General features: G+C 61.0%; 15 protein-coding genes and 1 tRNA gene. 10 read left to right on the top strand and 6 right to left on the bottom strand.

The genetic code is table 11. The annotated features are described in order from the left end of the window. Positions 1-12: 12 nt before the first annotated feature. Both B5M41_RS12940 and pcsA read right to left on the bottom strand, forming a co-directional pair. On the bottom strand, positions 13-984 hold the full coding sequence (locus tag B5M41_RS12940; RefSeq protein ID WP_134649215.1) for a quinone oxidoreductase family protein: 972 nt from the start codon (positions 982-984) through the stop codon (positions 13-15). 18 nt (positions 985-1,002) lie between these two features. Next, positions 1,003-1,728 carry a phosphatidylcholine synthase gene (gene pcsA, locus B5M41_RS12935; protein WP_134649216.1) on the bottom strand — a complete coding sequence of 242 codons (726 nt, stop codon included), beginning with the start codon at positions 1,726-1,728 and terminating at the stop codon, positions 1,003-1,005. Positions 1,729-1,975: 247 nt separating this feature from the next. On the opposite strand from pcsA, the gene B5M41_RS12930 reads away from it, so the two are divergent. Then, on the top strand, positions 1,976-3,184 hold the full coding sequence (locus B5M41_RS12930; RefSeq protein WP_134649217.1) for a UbiH/UbiF family hydroxylase: 1,209 nt from the start codon (positions 1,976-1,978) through the stop codon (positions 3,182-3,184). Here the strand turns inward: B5M41_RS12930 and B5M41_RS12925 are convergent. Then, on the bottom strand, positions 3,152-4,114 hold the full coding sequence (locus B5M41_RS12925) for an AEC family transporter (RefSeq protein ID WP_134649218.1): 963 nt from the start codon (positions 4,112-4,114) through the stop codon (positions 3,152-3,154). The genes B5M41_RS12930 and B5M41_RS12925 overlap by 33 nt on opposite strands. Positions 4,115-4,156: 42 nt before the next feature. Then, on the bottom strand, positions 4,157-4,906 hold the full coding sequence (locus B5M41_RS12920) for a cytochrome c biogenesis CcdA family protein (RefSeq protein ID WP_134649219.1): 750 nt from the start codon (positions 4,904-4,906) through the stop codon (positions 4,157-4,159). A gap of 258 nt (positions 4,907-5,164) precedes the next feature. Between B5M41_RS12920 and B5M41_RS12915 the strand changes: the two genes are divergently transcribed. Further along, positions 5,165-5,249, top strand: a tRNA-Leu gene (locus B5M41_RS12915). An 87-nt stretch (positions 5,250-5,336) separates the two neighbouring features. On the opposite strand, the gene wrbA is transcribed toward B5M41_RS12915, so the two are convergent. Further along, entirely contained in the window at positions 5,337-5,936 is a 600-nt protein-coding gene (gene wrbA, locus B5M41_RS12910; RefSeq protein ID WP_134649220.1) for an NAD(P)H:quinone oxidoreductase, read from the bottom strand. 168 nt (positions 5,937-6,104) lie between these two features. On the opposite strand from wrbA, the gene B5M41_RS12905 reads away from it, so the two are divergent. The 4 genes from B5M41_RS12905 to B5M41_RS12890 all read left to right on the top strand — a co-directional run bounded on the left by B5M41_RS12905 (position 6,105) and on the right by B5M41_RS12890 (position 12,936). Then, the gene (locus B5M41_RS12905; RefSeq protein WP_134649221.1) at positions 6,105-6,860 is read left to right on the top strand and encodes a competence/damage-inducible protein A; all 756 of its coding nucleotides are present in this window, start codon (positions 6,105-6,107) and stop codon (positions 6,858-6,860) included. Positions 6,861-6,924: 64 nt separating this feature from the next. Beyond that, entirely contained in the window at positions 6,925-7,767 is an 843-nt protein-coding gene (locus B5M41_RS12900) for a universal stress protein (protein WP_134649222.1), read from the top strand. Positions 7,768-7,890: 123 nt separating this feature from the next. Then, a complete protein-coding gene (gene gpt, locus B5M41_RS12895; protein ID WP_134649223.1) occupies positions 7,891-8,388 on the top strand; it encodes a xanthine phosphoribosyltransferase in 498 nt (165 codons plus the stop codon). 729 nt (positions 8,389-9,117) lie between these two features. After that, positions 9,118-12,936, top strand: a complete 3,819-nt coding sequence (locus B5M41_RS12890; RefSeq protein WP_134649224.1) for a vitamin B12-dependent ribonucleotide reductase — start codon at positions 9,118-9,120, stop codon at positions 12,934-12,936. 658 nt (positions 12,937-13,594) lie between these two features. Here B5M41_RS12890 and B5M41_RS12885 read toward each other — a convergent pair. Beyond that, positions 13,595-14,626, bottom strand: a complete 1,032-nt coding sequence (locus B5M41_RS12885; protein ID WP_167719057.1) for an AIPR family protein — start codon at positions 14,624-14,626, stop codon at positions 13,595-13,597. Here B5M41_RS12885 and B5M41_RS12880 point away from each other — a divergent pair. From B5M41_RS12880 to B5M41_RS12865, 4 genes are all read left to right on the top strand, one after another. Next, positions 14,608-15,201, top strand: a complete 594-nt coding sequence (locus B5M41_RS12880; protein ID WP_167719060.1) for a hypothetical protein — start codon at positions 14,608-14,610, stop codon at positions 15,199-15,201. The genes B5M41_RS12885 and B5M41_RS12880 overlap by 19 nt on opposite strands. A gap of 188 nt (positions 15,202-15,389) precedes the next feature. Continuing rightward, positions 15,390-16,661 (top strand): KAP family P-loop NTPase fold protein, encoded by a 1,272-nt coding sequence (locus B5M41_RS12875; protein ID WP_134649226.1) that lies wholly within the window; start codon positions 15,390-15,392, stop codon positions 16,659-16,661. A 1-nt stretch (position 16,662) separates the two neighbouring features. Then, positions 16,663-17,706 (top strand): hypothetical protein, encoded by a 1,044-nt coding sequence (locus tag B5M41_RS12870; RefSeq protein WP_134649227.1) that lies wholly within the window; start codon positions 16,663-16,665, stop codon positions 17,704-17,706. Positions 17,707-18,587: 881 nt separating this feature from the next. Further along, positions 18,588-18,977 carry a hypothetical protein gene (locus B5M41_RS12865; protein WP_134649228.1) on the top strand — a complete coding sequence of 130 codons (390 nt, stop codon included), beginning with the start codon at positions 18,588-18,590 and terminating at the stop codon, positions 18,975-18,977. Positions 18,978-18,985 lie beyond the last annotated feature (8 nt).

Below are 18,985 nucleotides of genomic sequence, written 5' to 3'. Positions count from 1 at the left end.
CCGTCGGGGCGGTCAGGGAATGAGCAGTGTCGTTCCACTCGTTTTTCTTGTTTCCAGATCCGTGTGCGCGCGCCCCGCGTCCGCCAGCGGATAAGTCTGATTAATATTGATACGCACTTTGTTGCTTTGCACAATATCAAACAGCGAGTTTGCACATGCATCGAGTGCCTCGCGCGTGGCGATATAGGCAAACAATGTCGGACGCGTCGCGAAGAGCGAACCCTTCTGGGCGAGCAGTCCCATGTTGAAAGCTTCGACCGGACCGGAGGAATTACCGAAACTCACGAACAGGCCGCGCGGCTTGAGGCAATCCAGCGACTTCGGAAAGGTGTCCTTGCCGACGGAATCGTAGACCACGTCGACACCCTTGCCATCCGTCAGTTCCCGAACGCGCGCTGCGAAATCTTCCTTGCCGTAATCGATGACATGGTCGTAGCCATGGGCAAGCGCGAGATCGATCTTGGCCTGCGATCCCGCCGTGCCGATCACGGTGGCGCCCAGCGCCTTGGCCCATTGTCCGGCGATGAGGCCGACGCCGCCTGCTGCGGCGTGGAAGAGGATCACGCTGCCGGGCTTCACCTGGTAGGTCTGCAGCAGCAGATACTGCGCCGTCATGCCCTTCAGCATCATGGCGGCCGCCGTTTCGAGCGAAATGCCGTCCGGCACGCGCACCAGATGCCGCGTCGCGACATTGCGTGCCGCTGTATAGGCGCCATCGGCCGAGGCATAGGCGACGCGGTCGCCGACGGCGAACTCGGTCACGCCCTCGCCCAGCGCCGTGACGATGCCTGCGCCTTCTTTGCCGGGAATGAACGGCAGCTCCGTCTTGTAGAGGCCGGTGCGGAAATAGACGTCGATGAAATTGAGGCCCACGGCCGCCTGCCGGATCTGCACCTCGCCCGGGCCGGGCGCCTCAAGCACAACGTCCTCGAGCTTCAGCACCTCGGGTCCGCCGAGGCTGCGAATGACGATCGCCTTGGTCATGGCATGCTTCCTTATATTCTAGCGGCGGCCGAGGCTGGGGAACACCTGCATCACGGCGCCGATGACATAGAGATAGAGACCCGTCGCGACCACGCCCCAGACCACCCAGGTGGGCGACGCGAAGTGAAGAAGCAGCGCATACCCACTCAGCAGCGCCCAAAGGAAGAAGACGGCGAGATTGACGTTGCGCAGCCGCTCCACGCGCACCGGGTGCAGGAAGTTGATCGGCATGAAGGTGAGGAAGACCGACACGAAAACGATGATCGACGCGGTCAGTTCGCTCGCCTGTATGACGAAAAGCGTGAACACCACCATGTTCCAGACCACGGGGAAGCCCGAGAAGAAATATTCGTCGGTCTTCATGCCCATATCGGCGTAATAGATGGCGCTGGACACCACGATGGCGCCGGCCGCCACGAAGGACCACGGCTCGCCGATCATGCCGCTCTGGTAGAGCGCGAAGGCCGGCAGCAGCACATAGGTCACGTAGTCGATGACATTGTCGAGCGTGTCGCCGGACCAGTTCGGCAGCACTTCCTTGACGCGCACCTTGCGGGCGATCGGCCCGTCGATACCGTCGACGAGCAGCGCGAGCCCCAGCCACCAGAACATGTCGACGAAACGGTGTTCCGCTGCGGCAACGACGCCGAGAAAAGCCAGGAAGGAACCGGATGCCGTCAGGATGTGAACAGAAAAGGCGCGGATTTCCGCGTAGGGCACGCGCTTGTAGTTGAAAAATTTCATTGCCGGTCGCAGTCCATCCTGGGGCTTTGTCACGCGTTCGTCCGTGCCGAACGCGCCCTCCTGTGCGGTCACGTCAGGTAATATGCATTGATTGCCCGCCATCGCCAGTGAAAATCCCCGCATTTGCGAGCCGTTTGCCGCCTGCGCGGATTCATCCCATGGAAATTGCCTCTTTGCCGGCCTAGTCTTGAGGGATAGAAGCCCAGCAAAATCTGTGGGTAATCGCGTCGCGCTGCGGAGGCCGGTCATGAGACAATTCGATATCGCCATCGTCGGGGCCGGCCTTGCCGGCAATCTCGCCGCTTTGGCGCTCGCCGACTCGGGGTCCAGCGTCGCGCTCATCGCCCCGCCCGCCCGCAAGCCGGACGGCCGCACGACGGCCCTCATGGACCAGTCCATCGCTTTCCTGAGGACGCTCGGCCTCTGGGAGGATATCGCCCCGCATGCCGCGGCGCTGGAAACCATGCAGATCCTCGACGGGACGACGCGCCTGCTGCGCGCCCCGCCCGTTGCCTTCCGTGCCGGCGAAGTCGGCCTGCCCGCCTTCGGCTACAACATCCCGAACGCGCCGTTCCTCGCGGCGCTGGATCGCAGGATTTCCGAAAACGCCGGCATCGTGCGCATCGAAAACGGCGTCACGGCCGTCAACACGTTCGAAACCGGCGTCGAACTGGTGCTGGATGACGGCGAGCGCGTCATGGCCGGACTGGTCGTCGGCGCGGACGGTCGGCAATCGCTGATCCGCCAGAGCGCCGGCATCGGCGTGCGCGCCTGGTCCTACCCGCAATCGGCGCTCGTGCTCAATTTCGCCCACGACCGTCCGCACGGCCATGTCTCGACGGAGTTCCACACGGAGAGCGGCCCTTTCACCCAGGTTCCCCTGCCCGGCGATCGCTCCAGCCTTGTCTGGGTGCTGCCGCCGAAGGAAGCGGCAAGACTCGCCGCGCTCCCCGTCGCCGAACTGAGCGTCGCCGTCGAGCAGCGCATGCAGTCCATGCTCGGCAAGGTGTCGGTCGAAGCCGGCGCCCAGAGCTTTCCGCTGTCCGGCATGACCGCCGACCGCTTCGGCAAGGATCGCGTGGTGCTGATCGGCGAGGCCGCCCATGCCTTCCCCCCGATCGGCGCGCAGGGCCTCAATCTCAGCCTGCGCGACATCATGGCCCTCAAGGACCTGCTGAAGACGTCAGCGACCGCGGACGATGCCGCGATCGGCGCGCGCTTCGACCGCAAGCGCCAGGCGGATGTCCGTTCGCGCACGCTCAGCGTCGATCTCCTCAACCGCTCGCTGCTGTCGGATTTCCTGCCCGTGCAGTTCCTGCGCTCGGCCGGCCTTCACCTGCTCTCCACCATCGGCCCGCTTCGCAGCGTCGTCATGCGCGAGGGTATCGAGCCGCTGGGCTCGCTCAAGGCGTTTCGCGACAGCTTACGGGAACGGGTCGGCCGGAAGCAGGCCTGACTTCACGAGGTAGAGAAGCGCCGTCACAGTGGCGACGGACAGCACCGTCGTCACGAGGATGGTCGCGGACGCCCGCTCCTGCCAAACGCCATATTGCTGGCCGATGACGAAGACATTCGTCGCGGTGGGAAGCGCTGCAAGCAACACCGCGGTATAGACCCAGACCGGATCGAAACTGCCGGCAAGCCCCAGCATGAGATACATCGTCACCGGCAGCAGGACGAGCTTCGCCGGCACGATATAGCCGATCTCGACCGGCACCCGCTTCAACGGCCGCAGCGCCAACGTCACCCCCATGGCGAAGAGCGCGCAGGGCGCGGCCGCCTGTGCGAGATAATCGATCAGCCGCTGCAACGGTGCCGGCGCTTCGAACCCGGTGAACGCGGCAAGGAAGCCGGCGGCCGTGGCGATGATGAAGGGATGCGTGACGATCCGGCGTGCGACGCCTGCGGCAAGCCGGTGCAACGGCTGCTTCTCACCACCGCCCAGCGCCATCAGGGCCGGCGCAATCGAGAAATGCAGCATGTTCTCGAAGCAGAAGATGAGCGCCACGGGAACGGCCGCCGGCTCCCCGAAGGCGAGCAACGCAAGCCCCGGCCCCATATAGCCGATATTGCCATAGGCGGCGGCAAGTCCCTGGATCGTCGCCTCGCGCGTCGTCGCGCGGCGCAAAAGCAGGCCGGCGGCGAAGATGAGCGTGAAAACCAGATAGGTGGCGCTGACATTGGCCAGGATGAAATCGATACGCGTCAGCTGCTCGATGGGCGTCTTCGCCACGAGCTTGAAGAACAGCGCCGGCAGCGCGATGTAGATGATGAACGTGTTGAGCCAGCCCAGAGCCTCGATCGGCTGGCGCGTGATCCTTGCGACGACATAGCCCAGGAAAATCATGCCGAAGAACGGCAGAACCAGTCCGATGATGTCCGCCATGGTTTGTCGCCCAATCCCGCATGCAGAGGCTGATGCCCCGCACTAGCCGATTTGCGAGAGAATGGGAAACGTTTGCTGGAACCAGATGGCGACGGCGCTGATATAGCCGAAGATGAAGGCCAGCCCGGTGAGAATGAGCAGGATGCCCATGACCTTCTCTACCGTGCCGAGGTGACGGCGGAACCTGACCAGAAAGCGCATGAAGGCGCCGGAGAAGCCGGCCGCGATCCAGAACGGAACGGCAAGCCCCAGCGAATAGACGGCAAGCAGCGCCGCACCGTCACCGACCGTCTCGCGTGCAGCCGCCACGCCGAGAATGGCGCCCAGCACCGGCCCGATGCAGGGCGTCCAGCCGAAGGCGAAGGCAAGACCCATGAGATAGGCGCCCGATGCCGTCGCAGGCTTGCCGCCGCCCTGGAAACGCGCCTCGCGGGCAAAGAGCCCGATGCGCAGCACGCCGAGGAAATGCAGGCCCATCAGGATGATGATGACGCCGCCGATCTGGGCGAGGATGTCGAGATGCCGACGCAGCACCATGCCGATCGTCGAGGCGCCGGCCCCGAGCGCCACGAACACGGTGGCGAAGCCGAGCGTGAAGAAGAAGGCGGCCAGCAGCACCGCGCCGCGCGTGTCGCGCCGGACGGCGACCGCATCTGCGCCCTTGAACTGCTCGACGGAAATGCCGGCCATGTAGCAGAGATAGGGCGGCACCAGCGGCAGCACGCAGGGCGAGAGGAACGACAGCGCTCCGGCAAGCAGTGCGCTCAAAAGGGAAATATCGGCAATCGACACGGGCTACTCCGCAAGGCCGGGGCAAGACGGCCAAGCCGCGCAGCACCGTGAGCCTCCAAACATGCCTCCTGATAGCCGCCGCACCACCGCCGTGCCAATCACCTTTTGGAGAACGCGGCGAAATGTCTTGGTGCCCCGTGGTTGCCGACGGGGAAACAAGTCAGCGTCTGGTAAATGATGTGCAGCAAACGGAATTTCCATCGCAATAGCGCTTGCGAGACTTCCAAAGTCACAGCGGCGTGTTATTTGAAGCTCAACGCGGGCGTGGCGAAACTGGTAGACGCAAGGGACTTAAAATCCCTCGGCCTTGGCTGTGCGGGTTCGATCCCCGCCGCCCGCACCAACCCTACAAAAGTGCGACAAACAACAAAAAGGGCGCGGCCCCTGACGCTGGCCGCACCCTCTTGTTCAGCGATGTTTCAGGAGAACATCAGGCCGAAAGCTTGGCCGCGAGCTTCGCGACATGGGCGCCCTGGAAGTGGGCGGCATCCAGTTCCACCTGCGAAGGCTGGCGCGAACCGTCGCCGTCGGTGATGGTGGAGGCGCCGTAGGGCGAGCCGCCCTTGACTTCATCGACGCCCATCTGGCCCTGGAAGGCATAGGGAAGGCCGGCAACGACGAGGCCGTGGTGAAGGAGGGTCGGGATGAAGCCGAGGATCGTCGATTCCTGGCCGCCATGTTGCGTGGCGGACGAGGTAAAGACGGATCCGACCTTGCCGACCAGCTTGCCGGCGGCCCACAGGCCGCCCGTCTGGTCCCAGAAATTGCGCATCTGCGAAGCGACCGTGCCGAAGCGCGTGCCGGCGCCGACGATGATGGCATCGTATTCGGCCAATTCGTCGACCTTGGCGATCTCGGCCTTCTGGTCCAGCTTGTAGTAGGACGCCTTGGCGACGTCTTCGGAAACCAGTTCCGGAACGCGCTTGACGGTCACGTCGGCGCCGGCCGACTTTGCGCCTTCCGCCACGGCGTAGGCCATCGCTTCGATATGTCCGTAGGCCGAATAATAGAGAACCAGTACCTTCGCCATTGTCGTCTCCTGTTCGAAAAAGGCTTTCCGCTTGATCGCGGCATCGTCTTGGATGTAGCACTTCGGTGTGACAGCGTCACAACCCGTCGGGTCGACAGACTGTTCACCCCGCGTTGACAATACCCGGCCATGCGGTCGGATTTCCATTCGAAATTTCAGGAAATGACCATGAGTTCCACGTCTGTCGCTACGGCTGCCATGCTTGCCATCGGGGACGAACTGCTGTCGGGCCGCACCAAGGACAAGAATATCGGCCAGCTCGCCGATGTGCTGTTCCTCGCAGGCATCGACCTCAAGGAGGTGCGCATCGTCGGCGACGAGGAGGATGCGATCGTCGAGGCGCTCAATGCGCTGCGCGCGCGCTACACCTATGTCTTCACCTCCGGCGGCATCGGCCCGACGCATGACGACATCACCGCCGATGCCATATCCAAGGCCTTCGGCGTGCCCTGCCTGCATGATCCGCTTGCCATGCAACTTCTCGGCGCCATGTACGAACGGCGCGGCGTCGAGTTCAACGAGGCGCGCCAGCGCATGGCGCGCATGCCGCAAGGCGCAGCCCACATCGAAAACGCCGTCTCGACGGCACCCGGCTTCCATATCGGCAATGTCTACGTCATGGCCGGCGTTCCCCAGGTCTTCACCGCCATGCTGGGAACCGTCATTCCCAAGCTTGAAGGCGGCGTGCCCATGCTGTCGCGCTCCGTCGCCTCCCCCTTCGGCGAGGGCGATATCGGCAGTGCGCTGGCGGCCATCCAGAAAAACCATCCCGAGACCAGCATCGGCTCCTACCCGCGTTTTTCCGAAAACCGGTTCTCGACGGAAATCGTCATTCGCAGCCGCGAGGAAGCGCCAGCGCAGGCCGCAGAACGTGATATAATGGCGATGATCGCCGAAATCGCGGCCGGCAAGGCGGCATCTTGATCCTGATCAAGGTTGCGGCTGCCGTGCTGGCGCAGATTTCGAACGAACCAGACAGGAGGCCGACATGACCTACAAGACGATTGTCGCAGTGCTGAGCACCGCAGAAGACGCCGGCAAGGTGACGGATCACGCCTTGGCGCTTGCCCGCCGCACGGGCGGCCACATCATCGGTATTCACGCGGAAGCGCCCGTGGTGGTGACGCTGATCGCACCGATGGAATATCCTGATCCGAACGCCGTGCTGCAATTGCAGGACCGGGCGCAGCAACAGTCCCGCGCGGTCGAGGAGGCGTTCCGGTCCCGTTGCGAGCGCGACGACATTTCCTATGAATGGCGGCTGTTCACCGGTTCGGCCGGCTACGCCTCCGCCGGCGTGATCGACAGCGCACGCAGCGCCGATATCGTGCTCGCCGCCCAGTTCGATCCGGATATCGACGGGCCGGCCCGCGAGGACATCGAGGACCTGCTCTATGAAAGCGGCCGCCCGCTCTATCTCGTGTCGAATGCACAGGCGGGGCCCGCGCCCATCGAGCGCGTGCTTGTCGCCTGGAACGGCTCGCGCGAATCGACCCGCGCCGTCTTCGATGCCCTGCCTTTTCTGACCGCGGCAACGGAGGTCGAGATTTTCGCGATCGATCCGCCGGAGACCGCCCTGCAGTCGCGGGATTTCTGCGGCGCGGAGCTTGCCGCCACCCTGGCGCGCCATGGCGTCAGGGCAACGGTGTCCTCCGGTGCCTCGGAGGGCCGGTCGGTCGCCGACGCGCTCAATCATCGCGCGACCGAAATCGACGCCGGCCTCATCGTCATGGGCGCCTACAGCCATTCACGCCTGCGCCAGCGCCTGTTCGGCGGGGTCACCAGCGCGCTGATGCGCGGTGCCCGCGTCCCGACATTGATGTCGCGCTGACGCGCCGAATGCGGTGACTTGCCTGTGGATCGGCGGCAGACGAGGGTCGGCCGCCGATTTTCTTGGGGTCAGGTTTGCAGTAGAGAGGTGGAATCTTGTTTTTCCGCCGTTCAGGAGCCCGTCATGTCGCTGCCCGACAAAGCCTTCCCCGTTTCCTGGGATCAGTTTCATCGCGACGCGCGCGCCCTCGCCTGGCGCCTGGCCGACGGCGACCGCGAATGGAAGGCGATCGTCTGCATCACGCGCGGCGGCCTTGTGCCGGCTGCCGTCATTTCGCGCGAACTCAATATACGCCTCATCGAGACCGTCTGCGTCGCCTCCTACCACGACTATGTCTCGCAGGGAGAAATGCACGTCCTGAAGGGCATCTCGCCGGAACTGACCCAGCAGGGCGGCGAAGGCATCCTCATCGTCGACGACCTCACCGACACCGGCAAGACCGCCGCACAGGTACGCGCCATGCTGCCGAAGGCGCATTTCGCCGCCGTTTACGCCAAGCCGAAGGGCCGCCCGCTGGTCGATACCTTCGTGACCGAGGTCAGCCAGGACACCTGGATCTATTTCCCCTGGGATATGGGCTTCACCTACCAGGAACCGATTGCAAAGGGCTCGCGCGGATAGGTCACCGCCTACCTGGCGCCGCGCCGAGCGCGGCCTGCTCGTCTCAAGCCGGCGCATGTGCCTGACATGCCGCCGGCTTTTTCTTGCCTGCGCATGGCTGGAGGACGGTTGGATAGAATCACCTTATCCACGGATCACATCGTGGTCGGCATGGCCATCCCGAAAGTCGTGGCGGAGAAAAATCCCGTGTTTTTACCCCTCATTTCTTCCTGTTTTCCACAACGGCCTGGCCGCCGCCCTGCCCTTTGCACCGGAACCGCCTGAGTTTTCAGGCGTTCGGCACTGTCCCCATTTTCCACAGCCCGGAGGCACAAGATATGGGGTTCAAACTTCGTTCACAAACCAGCCCTTGACGAGAATCAGGCAGATGGGGTTAATGAAAACCAAGGTTGCGGCGGCGCCTGAACCGTAAGTCACGAGGTCGGTTCTCATCACGAAAATCGCGTTTATGCGCATGTGGCCGGGCGGTAGGTCCGCTCGCCGCAGGGGTATTTAGCGCGTCCGTTTTCTGGTGCGCCAAAGTTTCCTGAACCACTGGCATAAAGAAACTGTTAATACTATATTTAGCGTTTGCAGCCAGAATAAGCACAAGATACAGGAATATCCGAGATCAATCGGGTTTCCCATACGGACTGGAAGATCGGGGCTGGCTGCAGGGACATTGCGGCCTGGCGGGGACTATTTTTGCCCTGTTTTTGCGACAGGATGCGGCACAGAGGACAACGGACAATGCGTATAGAACGTCGTTTCACCAAAGCTGGCCAGTCGGCCTATGCGGACATCGCGTTCCGCAAGGCCACAAGCGAGATCAAGAACCCGGACGGTTCCATCGTCTTCCGGCTGGCCGATATCGATGTGCCCCAGCAGTTCAGCCAGGTCGCAGCCGACATCCTGGCCCAGAAGTACTTCCGCAAGGCGGGCGTGCCCGCGCGGCTGAAGAAGGTCGAAGAAAACGACGTTCCGTCGTTCCTGTGGCGCTCCGTGCCGGATACCGAAGCCTTGAAGGCGCTCCCCGAGGGTGAGCGCTTCGGTTCGGAAACCGATGCCCGCCAGGTCTTCGACCGTCTCGCCGGCACCTGGACCTACTGGGGCTGGAAGGGCAAGTATTTCGCGACCGAGGAAGATGCCGCCGCCTTCAAGGACGAGCTCGCCTATATGCTCGCCACCCAGCGCGTCGCACCGAACTCGCCGCAGTGGTTCAACACCGGCCTGCACTGGGCCTACGGCATCGATGGCCCCGGCCAGGGCCATTTCTATGTCGATCCCTTCACCGGCAAGCTGACCAAGTCCAAGTCGGCTTACGAGCATCCCCAGCCGCATGCCTGCTTCATCCAGTCCGTCGAGGACGATCTCGTCAACGAGAACGGCATCATGGACCTGTGGGTGCGTGAGGCCCGCCTGTTCAAATACGGCTCCGGTACCGGCTCGAACTTCTCGCATCTGCGCGGCGAAGGCGAAAAGCTGTCCGGCGGTGGTCGTTCCTCCGGCCTGATGAGCTTCCTGAAGATCGGCGACCGCGCGGCGGGCGCCATCAAGTCGGGCGGTACGACGCGCCGTGCGGCCAAGATGGTCGTGGTCGATATCGACCACCCGGACATCGAGGCCTACATCAACTGGAAGGTCAAGGAAGAGCAGAAGGTGGCGGCGCTCGTCACCGGCTCGAAGATCGTCGCCGGTCACCTCAAGGCCATCATGAAGGCCTGCGTCAACTGCTCGGCCGAAGGCGACCGGTGCTATGAGCCGGCGGAAAACCCGGCGCTGAAGCGCGAAATCCGCGCGGCCAAGAAGTCCCAGGTTCCGGAAAACTACATCAAGCGCGTCATCCAGTTCGCGCGCCAGGGCTACAAGGACCTCGAGTTCACCACCTATGACACGGACTGGGATTCGGAGGCGTACCTCACCGTTTCCGGCCAGAACTCCAACAACTCCGTCTCCTTGAAGGACGACTTCCTGCGCGCCGTCGAGAACGATGGCGACTGGAACCTGACCGCCCGCAAGGACGGCAAGGTCATGAAGACGCTGAAGGCCCGCGACCTCTGGGAGCAGATCTCCTATGCCGCCTGGGCATCGGCCGATCCGGGCCTGCACTTCAACACGACGATGAACGACTGGCACACCTCGCCGGCCGCGGGCCCGATCCGCGCCTCGAACCCGTGCTCGGAGTACATGTTCCTCGACGATACCGCCTGCAACCTCGCCTCGCTGAACCTGCTTCAGTTCAAGGATGCGGTGACCAAGAACATCAACATCGCCGACTATGAGCACGCCGTCCGCCTCTGGACCATCGTGCTGGAAGTCTCGGTGATGATGGCGCAGTTCCCCTCGCGCCAGATCGCCGAACGCTCCTATGAATACCGCACGCTCGGCCTCGGCTACGCCAATATCGGCGGCCTGCTGATGTCCTCGGGCATTCCCTATGACTCGACGGAAGGCCGCGCCATTGCCGGTGCGCTGACCGCGATCATGACGGGTGTGTCCTATGCGACCTCCGCCGAGATGGCGAGCGAACTCGGTCCGTTCCCGAACTTCGAGCCGAACCGCGACAACATGCTGCGCGTCATGCGCAACCACCGCCGCGCCGCCTATGGCGAGACCACCGGCTACGAGCAACTGTCGGTCAATCCGGTTGCCCTCGTTCATGACGAGTGCCCGGACCAGACGCTGATCGTCCATGCCAAGGCTGCCTGGGACAAGGCCGTGGAACTCGGCGAAAGGCACGGCTACCGCAACGCCCAGACGACCGTGATTGCGCCGACCGGCACGATCGGCCTCGTCATGGACTGCGACACGACCGGCATCGAGCCCGACTTCGCGCTCGTCAAGTTCAAGAAGCTCGCCGGCGGCGGCTACTTCAAGATCATCAACCGCGCCGTTCCCGAAGCCCTGCGTACGCTCGGTTATTCGGAAAGCCAGATCGCCGAAATCGAGGCCTATGCCGTCGGCCACGGCAACCTGAACCAGGCGCCGGCGGTCAACCCCGGCTCGCTGAAGGCAAAGGGCTTCACCGACGAGAAGATCGAGGCGGTCAGCGCCGGTCTCAAGGCGGCCTTCGACATCAAGTTCGCCTTCAACCAGTGGACGCTGGGTGCCGACTTCCTGAAGGAGACGCTGAGGGTTTCCGACGAGCAGCTCGCCGACATGTCCTTCAACCTTCTGGAGCATATCGGCTTCACGAAGAAGGAAATCGAAGCCGCCAACATCCACGTCTGCGGTGCCATGACGCTGGAAGGCGCGCCCTTCCTGAAGCCCGAGCACCTGGCGGTGTTCGATTGCGCCAATCCCTGCGGCAAGATCGGCAAGCGTTACCTTTCGGTCGAAAGCCACATTCGCATGATGGCCGCCGCCCAGCCGTTCATTTCGGGCGCCATTTCCAAGACGATCAACATGCCGAACGAGGCGACCGTCGAGGATTGCAAGAACGCCTACATGCTCTCCTGGAAGCTTGCGCTGAAGGCCAACGCCCTCTACCGCGACGGTTCCAAGCTCTCGCAGCCGCTCAATGCCTCGCTGATCGAGGATGAGGACGACGAGGACGATGCCGTCGAAGCACTGGTCGCAGCTCCCGCTGCCGCCCAGGCCGTCACGGTCACCGAAAAGATCGTGGAGAAGATCATCGAGCGCGTCGTGCGCGACCGTGAAAAGCTGCCGAACCGCCGCCAGGGCTACACCCAGAAGGCCGTCGTCGGCGGGCACAAGGTCTATCTGCGCACCGGCGAATTCGGTGACGGCCGCCTCGGCGAGATCTTCATCGACATGCACAAGGAAGGCGCCGCCTTCCGTGCGATGATGAACAACTTCGCCATCGCCATTTCGCTGGGCCTCCAGTACGGCGTGCCGCTCGAGGAATATGTGGAGGCCTTCACCTTCACCAAGTTCGAGCCTGCCGGCATGGTCCAGGGCAACGACGCGATCAAGAACGCGACGTCGATCCTCGACTACGTGTTCCGCGAACTCGCCGTCTCCTATCTCGGCCGCCATGACCTCGCGCATGTCGACCAGTCGGACTTCTCCAACACCGCCCTCGGCAAGGGCATTCAGGAAGGCAAGACAAACCCGTTCTCGACCGGCTGGACGCGCGGCCACAAGCCGACGCTCATCCAGGGCGGCCAGTCGGGCGAACGTCAGCTCGCCGAGCCCAAGGGTGCGGCCACTGCCGCTCCGGCAAAGGCGGCCGTGGCCGGCAACGTGACGGCTTTCGCCGGCAGCGCCGCCCGCAAGATCGAGCCGACGGTTGCGATCTCCACCAACGAAATCGTCGCCTTCAAGCGCGATTACGAGGAGCGCGCGGCCGAACTGGCCGAGGAGATCGCGGAAGAGGTCGCCGGGGAAGCCGAACAGAGCGTGACTGCCCTCTTCTCCGACAAGGCCGCAGCCGAAGCGGCTTCCGCCAAGGCGGACGCCAAGAAGCTCGAAGCCGAGCGCCGCATGCGCTCGATTGCCCAGGGCTATACCGGCAACATGTGCTCCGAGTGCCAGAACTTCACCATGGTGCGCAACGGCACCTGCGAGAAGTGCGACACCTGCGGCGCAACGAGCGGCTGCTCTTGATCTGACACCGATGACTGCCCCGTGTCCCCAGAAATGCGTCTAAGCCCCTGATTCACGTCTGAGGGACTTTTAGAAATGCGTCTTCGGACAAGGGACGGGGACGGCTGCAAGATTGACGACCTGTTTGTGGCTCACTCATCGCTGGCTACAACCGAAAACGCCGCCCGGCTAGACTGTCTGGCGGCGTTATTTTTCGTAAGCGGTCCAGCTTAGATTGTTTTTCGATCAAAGATTTTGCCCCACACGTGCCCACCAATTCCCCGTCGCTCGACAAGTAAACGAGATACGAGCCTTTCTTGTCGGAACATCCTGATTTCCCGATGACACAGGACACACCGATGCAGCCCACCCGGGGGTCGCCGTCCTCTGTTAGCTTCTTCTTCAGATTGCAGAGATAGGTCTTCCGTGCTCCTCGAATAGCCGGCCGACTCCAATGACCAGATCAAAACGACCACCGAAACTTCCCAAGCCAGATGATTATCGAGACGTCCTTTCTCGCGGGGACATCACATTCTTGAAAAAGAAAAACGCTGGCGGGCGGGCGAATAGACGAGGAAACGACTACGAGGTTCACTGTGCCGTTTTTCTAGTCGCCATAATCATTGCGGCGATTCGAGAGGCGGGTGACGCGAGGGAGGCGCGTAAAGCTTGGATCGCTTCACAAATCGACGGATTTATTGACGACTTGCCGTTGCCAGATCATTCTCAGATTGATCTCGCTTCCAATCCGCTGACTCACAAGGGCGACAAGGTAGGCCACAATCTGAGCGCGATAACCGGGAAAATTCCCTTCACGGACCGCCTTTTGAGCTGCCTTGAATATGATAGCTTTGGCGATCGTGTCCTTGTACCAGTCCTCGGTTGGGCTCCACTCGCCCTCCTCGACCTCGTCCAGCCAGGCCTTATAATTGTACTGCGCACCGTTGGAGACCAGATGCGGCAGGCCGGCCCAGGCGTTGATGTACTTAGCAAGATCGGTCTTCGAGAACTTCCGGGCGGGGGGGCAACGTATCTTGAACCGCCGCTTTGCAGCGAGACTGCTACCCTCCCGGGAACGGGCGACGTTGTATTGTCCCCGCGTCCTTTCGTAAAACCACAATCCCCGCTCTCCCGGAAGCCAGACCGATCGCGATAGACGTTCGATCTCGATGTGGAACGGTCTGTTAGCCGAGAAATCCGCGATCTGGACGATGCTCTGCGTATTCGCATAGGAGGAGATTTCACCGACGAACGACGGTTCGTCTGCCTCCCGCACTACCGTGAGTTTCATCGCGACTTCGGCGCGCGAGATATCCGTTTTCTCCGCATACATCACGTGGTGAAGCGCTGCGAGGGTCTGACCGCCGTTCACGATCTGGAGGCCATGTACAAACTTGACCGCCGAGCCGTCGTCGGTCAGTTCGACGTCACGAGCCGTGGCCGAGATTCCGTTGTTGTACGCCAGGAAGCGTTCCTGATTGGTTTTGAGCGTGCGACGGATGCCGGCGTTGACCTTGTTGTTGCTGCCGAGGAAAGCACGAACGTTATACTCGAGAAGCGCGACATCGTACTCCTGATAGAGTTCGGCGAGGAAGGCACCCGACACAATGACGAGCGAGCAATCGTAGCTGGGGTCGGGGAGCTTCCGGGATATAAACCTTATCGGATTGCCGTCGCGATCGAGGAAAGGCGGTGTCGGACGAGGCGTCAAAGCTCGGAGACAGCACGCGGCAGCTTGCCGCGGCGGTAAGCGGCGCTCTGTTCGGTGGCATCGGTCTGGTCGTCGCGCGCTTGACGATGAGCACCAGCAGCGCCGCGGTCGCCGCTGGTGTACTTCTAATCGGATTCGTACTTTGCCTCTATGTAACGGTGACCATAGTAAGCGGACGCCAGTTTGTGTCGATCCAACGCGACCTGCGGCAGCAGTGGCGCGGTCGACTCTATCGCTTCATTCCGGAAAAAGAATACGAAAACCTAGTCACCAGCCCCGCAGACAGAGCCGAAGCAGCCTTCAAACTTGCATCCTGGATAAGCGGCGTCCTTGCCGCGGTGATGATGATCGCGGTGTTTTGCGTAACCGTGCCGGAACTGTGGGAAAGCGCCAAAGCCTGGCATAATGGCTCCGCTCGAGACAGCGATGACAAGCCGGCTCGCGGAACCTGCGGCCCGCCTGCTGTCCTCGATGATCAGCTAATCGTAGCCCAACCCTGCTCATTACAGGCCGTCGATGAACTATCAATCCCAGTAGTTTTTGGAAGCCCAAAAGTCGCAGCAAAGAGCGTCTAACGAGAATACGGCATGCAGTCGGGCTGGCGTGAAGAAAAAAGATTGGCACAGCATGCGACAACGCGTTGAATCGTGGACCAAACTTGTGAAAATCAGCTAAAACTTGCCGTTTGCACCTAGCTGCCGCTTGGGTGATCAAGACTTCTCCAGTACGAACGATAAAACAAAGTCCAATCCAAGTTCGAATCATGCGTTATAGCGACCGTCCCATCAGCCTGCCTCAAGATGACGCCTTGGGACGCGCACCATTCTCACTCGCACTCGCCAATGCGATCGACAACCTAGCGGTTGCCAATGACGGCTTTGTCATCGGTCTGATTGGCGAGTGGGGCTCTGGAAAATCTAGCGTGGCCGAGCTTACCATTCGGTACCTCAGGCATGTTGATATGATCCGTGCCTGCGGAGAGGATGAGGATGTACCCTCAATCTTTGATCTGGAAGCGATGGCCGACGCCTTTAGCCGGGTTGAGCATCTGATCGACGATTTCCTTGAAAGAAATCTCGACGTCCAACTTTGGAACAAGCACCACCGGGACCGACAATTCAGAATTCAGTGCGGTTCGACCGAAGACACGGAACTGGCGTTACGCTACTGGGACCTACTCCGGCGGCTGGAAGAGAAACCGCGCAATATAGTCGTACGGTTTTCACCTTGGCTATTTCCAGGCAAGGCCGAGCTCGCAAGTGCGCTGCTCAGTGATCTTGCGCGCGTCGTTGGGGAAAAACTTGGCGACGACGTTCGGAAAGCATTCGCTTCGGTGTTGAATCGACTTTCTAATGTGGTTCCGATCGTGGGAGCTGCCACGGACGTCGTGGCGCAAGCGGGTTTAGGTGGATTATTTTCGGCGGGGGTCGACGTCTCCAATCGATTGGCAAAGCGGATGACGGATGGACCAACGGTCGAAAGTGTTCGAGCGCGTCTGCGGAAAAAGCTTGGCCGGTCGAACAGAACCAAAATCCTTGTAGTCGTGGATGATCTCGATCGGCTGACGCCTGATGAAGCGGTGGAAATGGTTTCCCTTCTGAAAGGGCTCGGCGACCTTCCGAACGTGGTTTACCTGCTCTGCTATGACGAAGTTAGGCTTGGAAGTCTGATTTCCACCTCATTCAACGTCGACGGACACGAATATCTGCAGAAGATCGTTCAGTATCCAATTCACCTTCCGCCGCTTGAACCTCCAGAGATACTCAATCTTCTGAATGCTGACCTTGAGTCTCTCGTTACAAACTGGTCAACAGTAGCGACACGCAGGCTAAACATTGCTTGGTTTCTAACGCTAAGCCGTTACATTGGGACTCCGAGAGATGTTAGAAGACTGATGAACTCGTTTTCGGTAGCTCTTTCCGGGGTTGGCAGCCATACCGATCCCGTCGACCTGCTCTTACTCGAGACCCTTCGTATCCACGAGCCAGCGGTGTACCACTGGCTGAGGAGAAACTACAACGATTTGGCGGTCTAATATGTCCCTGGGCGATCTAGCAAAAAAACAACTCCTAGCCCTACTCAAGGACGCAAAGAATGAGGATGCAGCAAGAGCCGCGCTTTCGATTATGTTTCCGCAGGCTAAGGGCTTGCTCGGAACCGAGATGCTCGACACTTTGCAGCGACATAACGAACGCAACAGTCGGCGCATCGAGAAAGCCGATTTCGCGAAAAACTACTTCCGGCTCACGCCAGACACTGCGCTCTCGAGTACAGCCGAATTCGAAGCTGACATCTTCAGCGATCCTGCCGACGTCTTTCGTGATTACGAGCTTCGTCTGATGGCGGCGGCGGAGAAAGACCGTCCACCTATCCGTCGCTCGCTGATCGAGTTGGTAGGCGAGGCTCTACGGGATTCCAATACAGATCGAGAGGCTTGGTTCGTTGCCTTAATGGACTATGCTCATATTCTTCTCTCTAACGAAGGATGGCAAGCCGCAGCCCTTTTCGACTCCTCTATGGAAGATTCAATCCGCGCAATGGTCACGCAAGCTTTGACGGATTTGTCGGAGGATGAGCGCGTTAGTCTAATGAAATCCGCGATCGACAAAGCCTCAGATATCTCACTGCTTAGCGAACTAATGCGTCATTTGGCTGGAGACGTGACAAGTGAGGGTGCGCCGGAGAAAAGCCATGCCCTCGGTGTCGCGACCAGCGATCTTCGTAAAAGACTTCTCGATCGCGTGAGATCGCTGGCCGCCGAGGGAACCTTGCTGGATCAAGCGCAGCCCCGCGACATACTTTGGTTTTGGTGGGGCACCGGAAATGGCGAAGAGGTCTTGACGTTCACGAAGCAGGCAATCGAGACGCCAGAGGGCTTGCGAGCGCTGTTGATAGCGCCCCTGAGTCCAGTGAGATCGACCGCGGGCAACTACGAGAAAGTCTCTCGGCAAAGCTGGAACAAGATAGTTGACATAAGGGCGTTGGAAGAAAAGGCGCTTTATCTGTCGATGCAGGGCGATGTTGACGGCGCGATCGCGCAACGTTTTCTCAACGCGCTGCAGAAGGATAATGGCCTTTAATCGGACAAGGATATGGCCTTCCGGGGGCGAGTGCGGCTTGTCTCTGAATGGCGACAGCCTAATCGGGCCCCGCGGAATTCGCGCTCGATGCGGGCGCATCCCATAGTTGCTCCCACCCGTCGGCCTGCCCCGGTGTAAGCTTCTCGACTACACGGACGAGCCGCTTCGAATTAGAGACAATACCGCCAATAGGTACCGAGTGGGTTCCCACCGGCAGATGGACGTTCACAAACGCTACCTTGGCACCTACGATAAGTATCTCCATGTTCGCGGGCAAGTGCCCCTGAGGCAGCAGGACACCACGATCGAAGAGTCGCTTGTGGCTCTGTCGAACAGACTTGTGCGTGGAACGCGGCATCGCTAGCGTGGTTCGGACCTTTTTGCCAGCGTTGCGTAGCGTGTCGCCTATCCTCGCCAAGGTCTCGCCGACCTTCAACGTTCGGCCCCATGTCGCCCCACTCGGCCTGAGCCAGATCACATTGCATACTTTCTCCGCTGACCCGAAATCGCCACCCGCTGTAATGAGCCGATCGAAGTTGCGTGGTAGATATGGCGCTCCCGTAGAAGCGCTGAATTCCACTCCCGGAAAGGCAATGCTGACGAGTGCGTCACGCCAGGCATCGGTGTCATCCGGATTGTTGATGACCTGCGTAAACCGCGTGTCACCAGTCATTCGTTCGAACTCCGTCGCTGCGGTGGAGGCCGCATCTGCCCCCGTTTGCATATGCCACGCGTCAGTTGCTGCAACAGTGAGCTTGTTATAGTTCGCTGTCCGTTAGAACAGTTTGCATTTCACTCGTCGTGAAGCCGATCTCGCCATCATCCGAAGGGCCCTCAGGGAGACTGAGCACGACATCAAGGTTGCGGAGGAGAGGCATAACGTGGCCGCGCATGCGGTCACGGAAGCCGATCTCCTTGATGCCAACCGGACCTTGTTCAAGAACGTCCTCTTCCAGCCGAACGCCAATCGGGACTGGGGAGACTATGTTCCAGCAGAGTTTGACGACACCCCGCCCGAGCTGCCGCCCACGTCTGTTCCCCACAGCGCCAGGGATGTGGTGGGACCCAGCATCTCGACTCCCCTTGATCCTGACCGTTTCGCCAAAGCGCGGCAGGAGGCCAATGCGGAGGACGGCGAGACGCCGTCTGCTCGACGGCGAACTCCAAGCCCACGCAGGATCGCCAATGACGAGGATGCCGGGCGCGTCGAGGCAAAGCCATCTCAGCGCAAGCGACTGTTCAATCCGGACTGGAAAGTAGACGAGAAGTGAGGACCCCA

This window comes from Shinella sumterensis (assembly GCF_004514425.2).
Lineage (GTDB): Bacteria > Pseudomonadota > Alphaproteobacteria > Rhizobiales > Rhizobiaceae > Shinella > Shinella sumterensis.
Note: the sequence above shows the minus strand (reverse complement) of the source record. Positions and strands in the feature narration are given on the sequence as shown.

Coding starts and splice junctions, on each gene's coding strand:
- B5M41_RS12940 (WP_134649215.1), bottom strand. CDS start 984: ATGACCAAGGCGATCGTCATTCGCAGCCTCGGCGGACCCGAGGTGCTG.
- pcsA (WP_134649216.1), bottom strand. CDS start 1,728: ATGAAATTTTTCAACTACAAGCGCGTGCCCTACGCGGAAATCCGCGCC.
- B5M41_RS12930 (WP_134649217.1), top strand. CDS start 1,976: ATGAGACAATTCGATATCGCCATCGTCGGGGCCGGCCTTGCCGGCAAT.
- B5M41_RS12925 (WP_134649218.1), bottom strand. CDS start 4,114: ATGGCGGACATCATCGGACTGGTTCTGCCGTTCTTCGGCATGATTTTC.
- wrbA (WP_134649220.1), bottom strand. CDS start 5,936: ATGGCGAAGGTACTGGTTCTCTATTATTCGGCCTACGGACATATCGAA.
- B5M41_RS12905 (WP_134649221.1), top strand. CDS start 6,105: ATGAGTTCCACGTCTGTCGCTACGGCTGCCATGCTTGCCATCGGGGAC.
- B5M41_RS12900 (WP_134649222.1), top strand. CDS start 6,925: ATGACCTACAAGACGATTGTCGCAGTGCTGAGCACCGCAGAAGACGCC.
- gpt (WP_134649223.1), top strand. CDS start 7,891: ATGTCGCTGCCCGACAAAGCCTTCCCCGTTTCCTGGGATCAGTTTCAT.
- B5M41_RS12890 (WP_134649224.1), top strand. CDS start 9,118: ATGCGTATAGAACGTCGTTTCACCAAAGCTGGCCAGTCGGCCTATGCG.
- B5M41_RS12875 (WP_134649226.1), top strand. CDS start 15,390: ATGCGTTATAGCGACCGTCCCATCAGCCTGCCTCAAGATGACGCCTTG.
- B5M41_RS12870 (WP_134649227.1), top strand. CDS start 16,663: ATGTCCCTGGGCGATCTAGCAAAAAAACAACTCCTAGCCCTACTCAAG.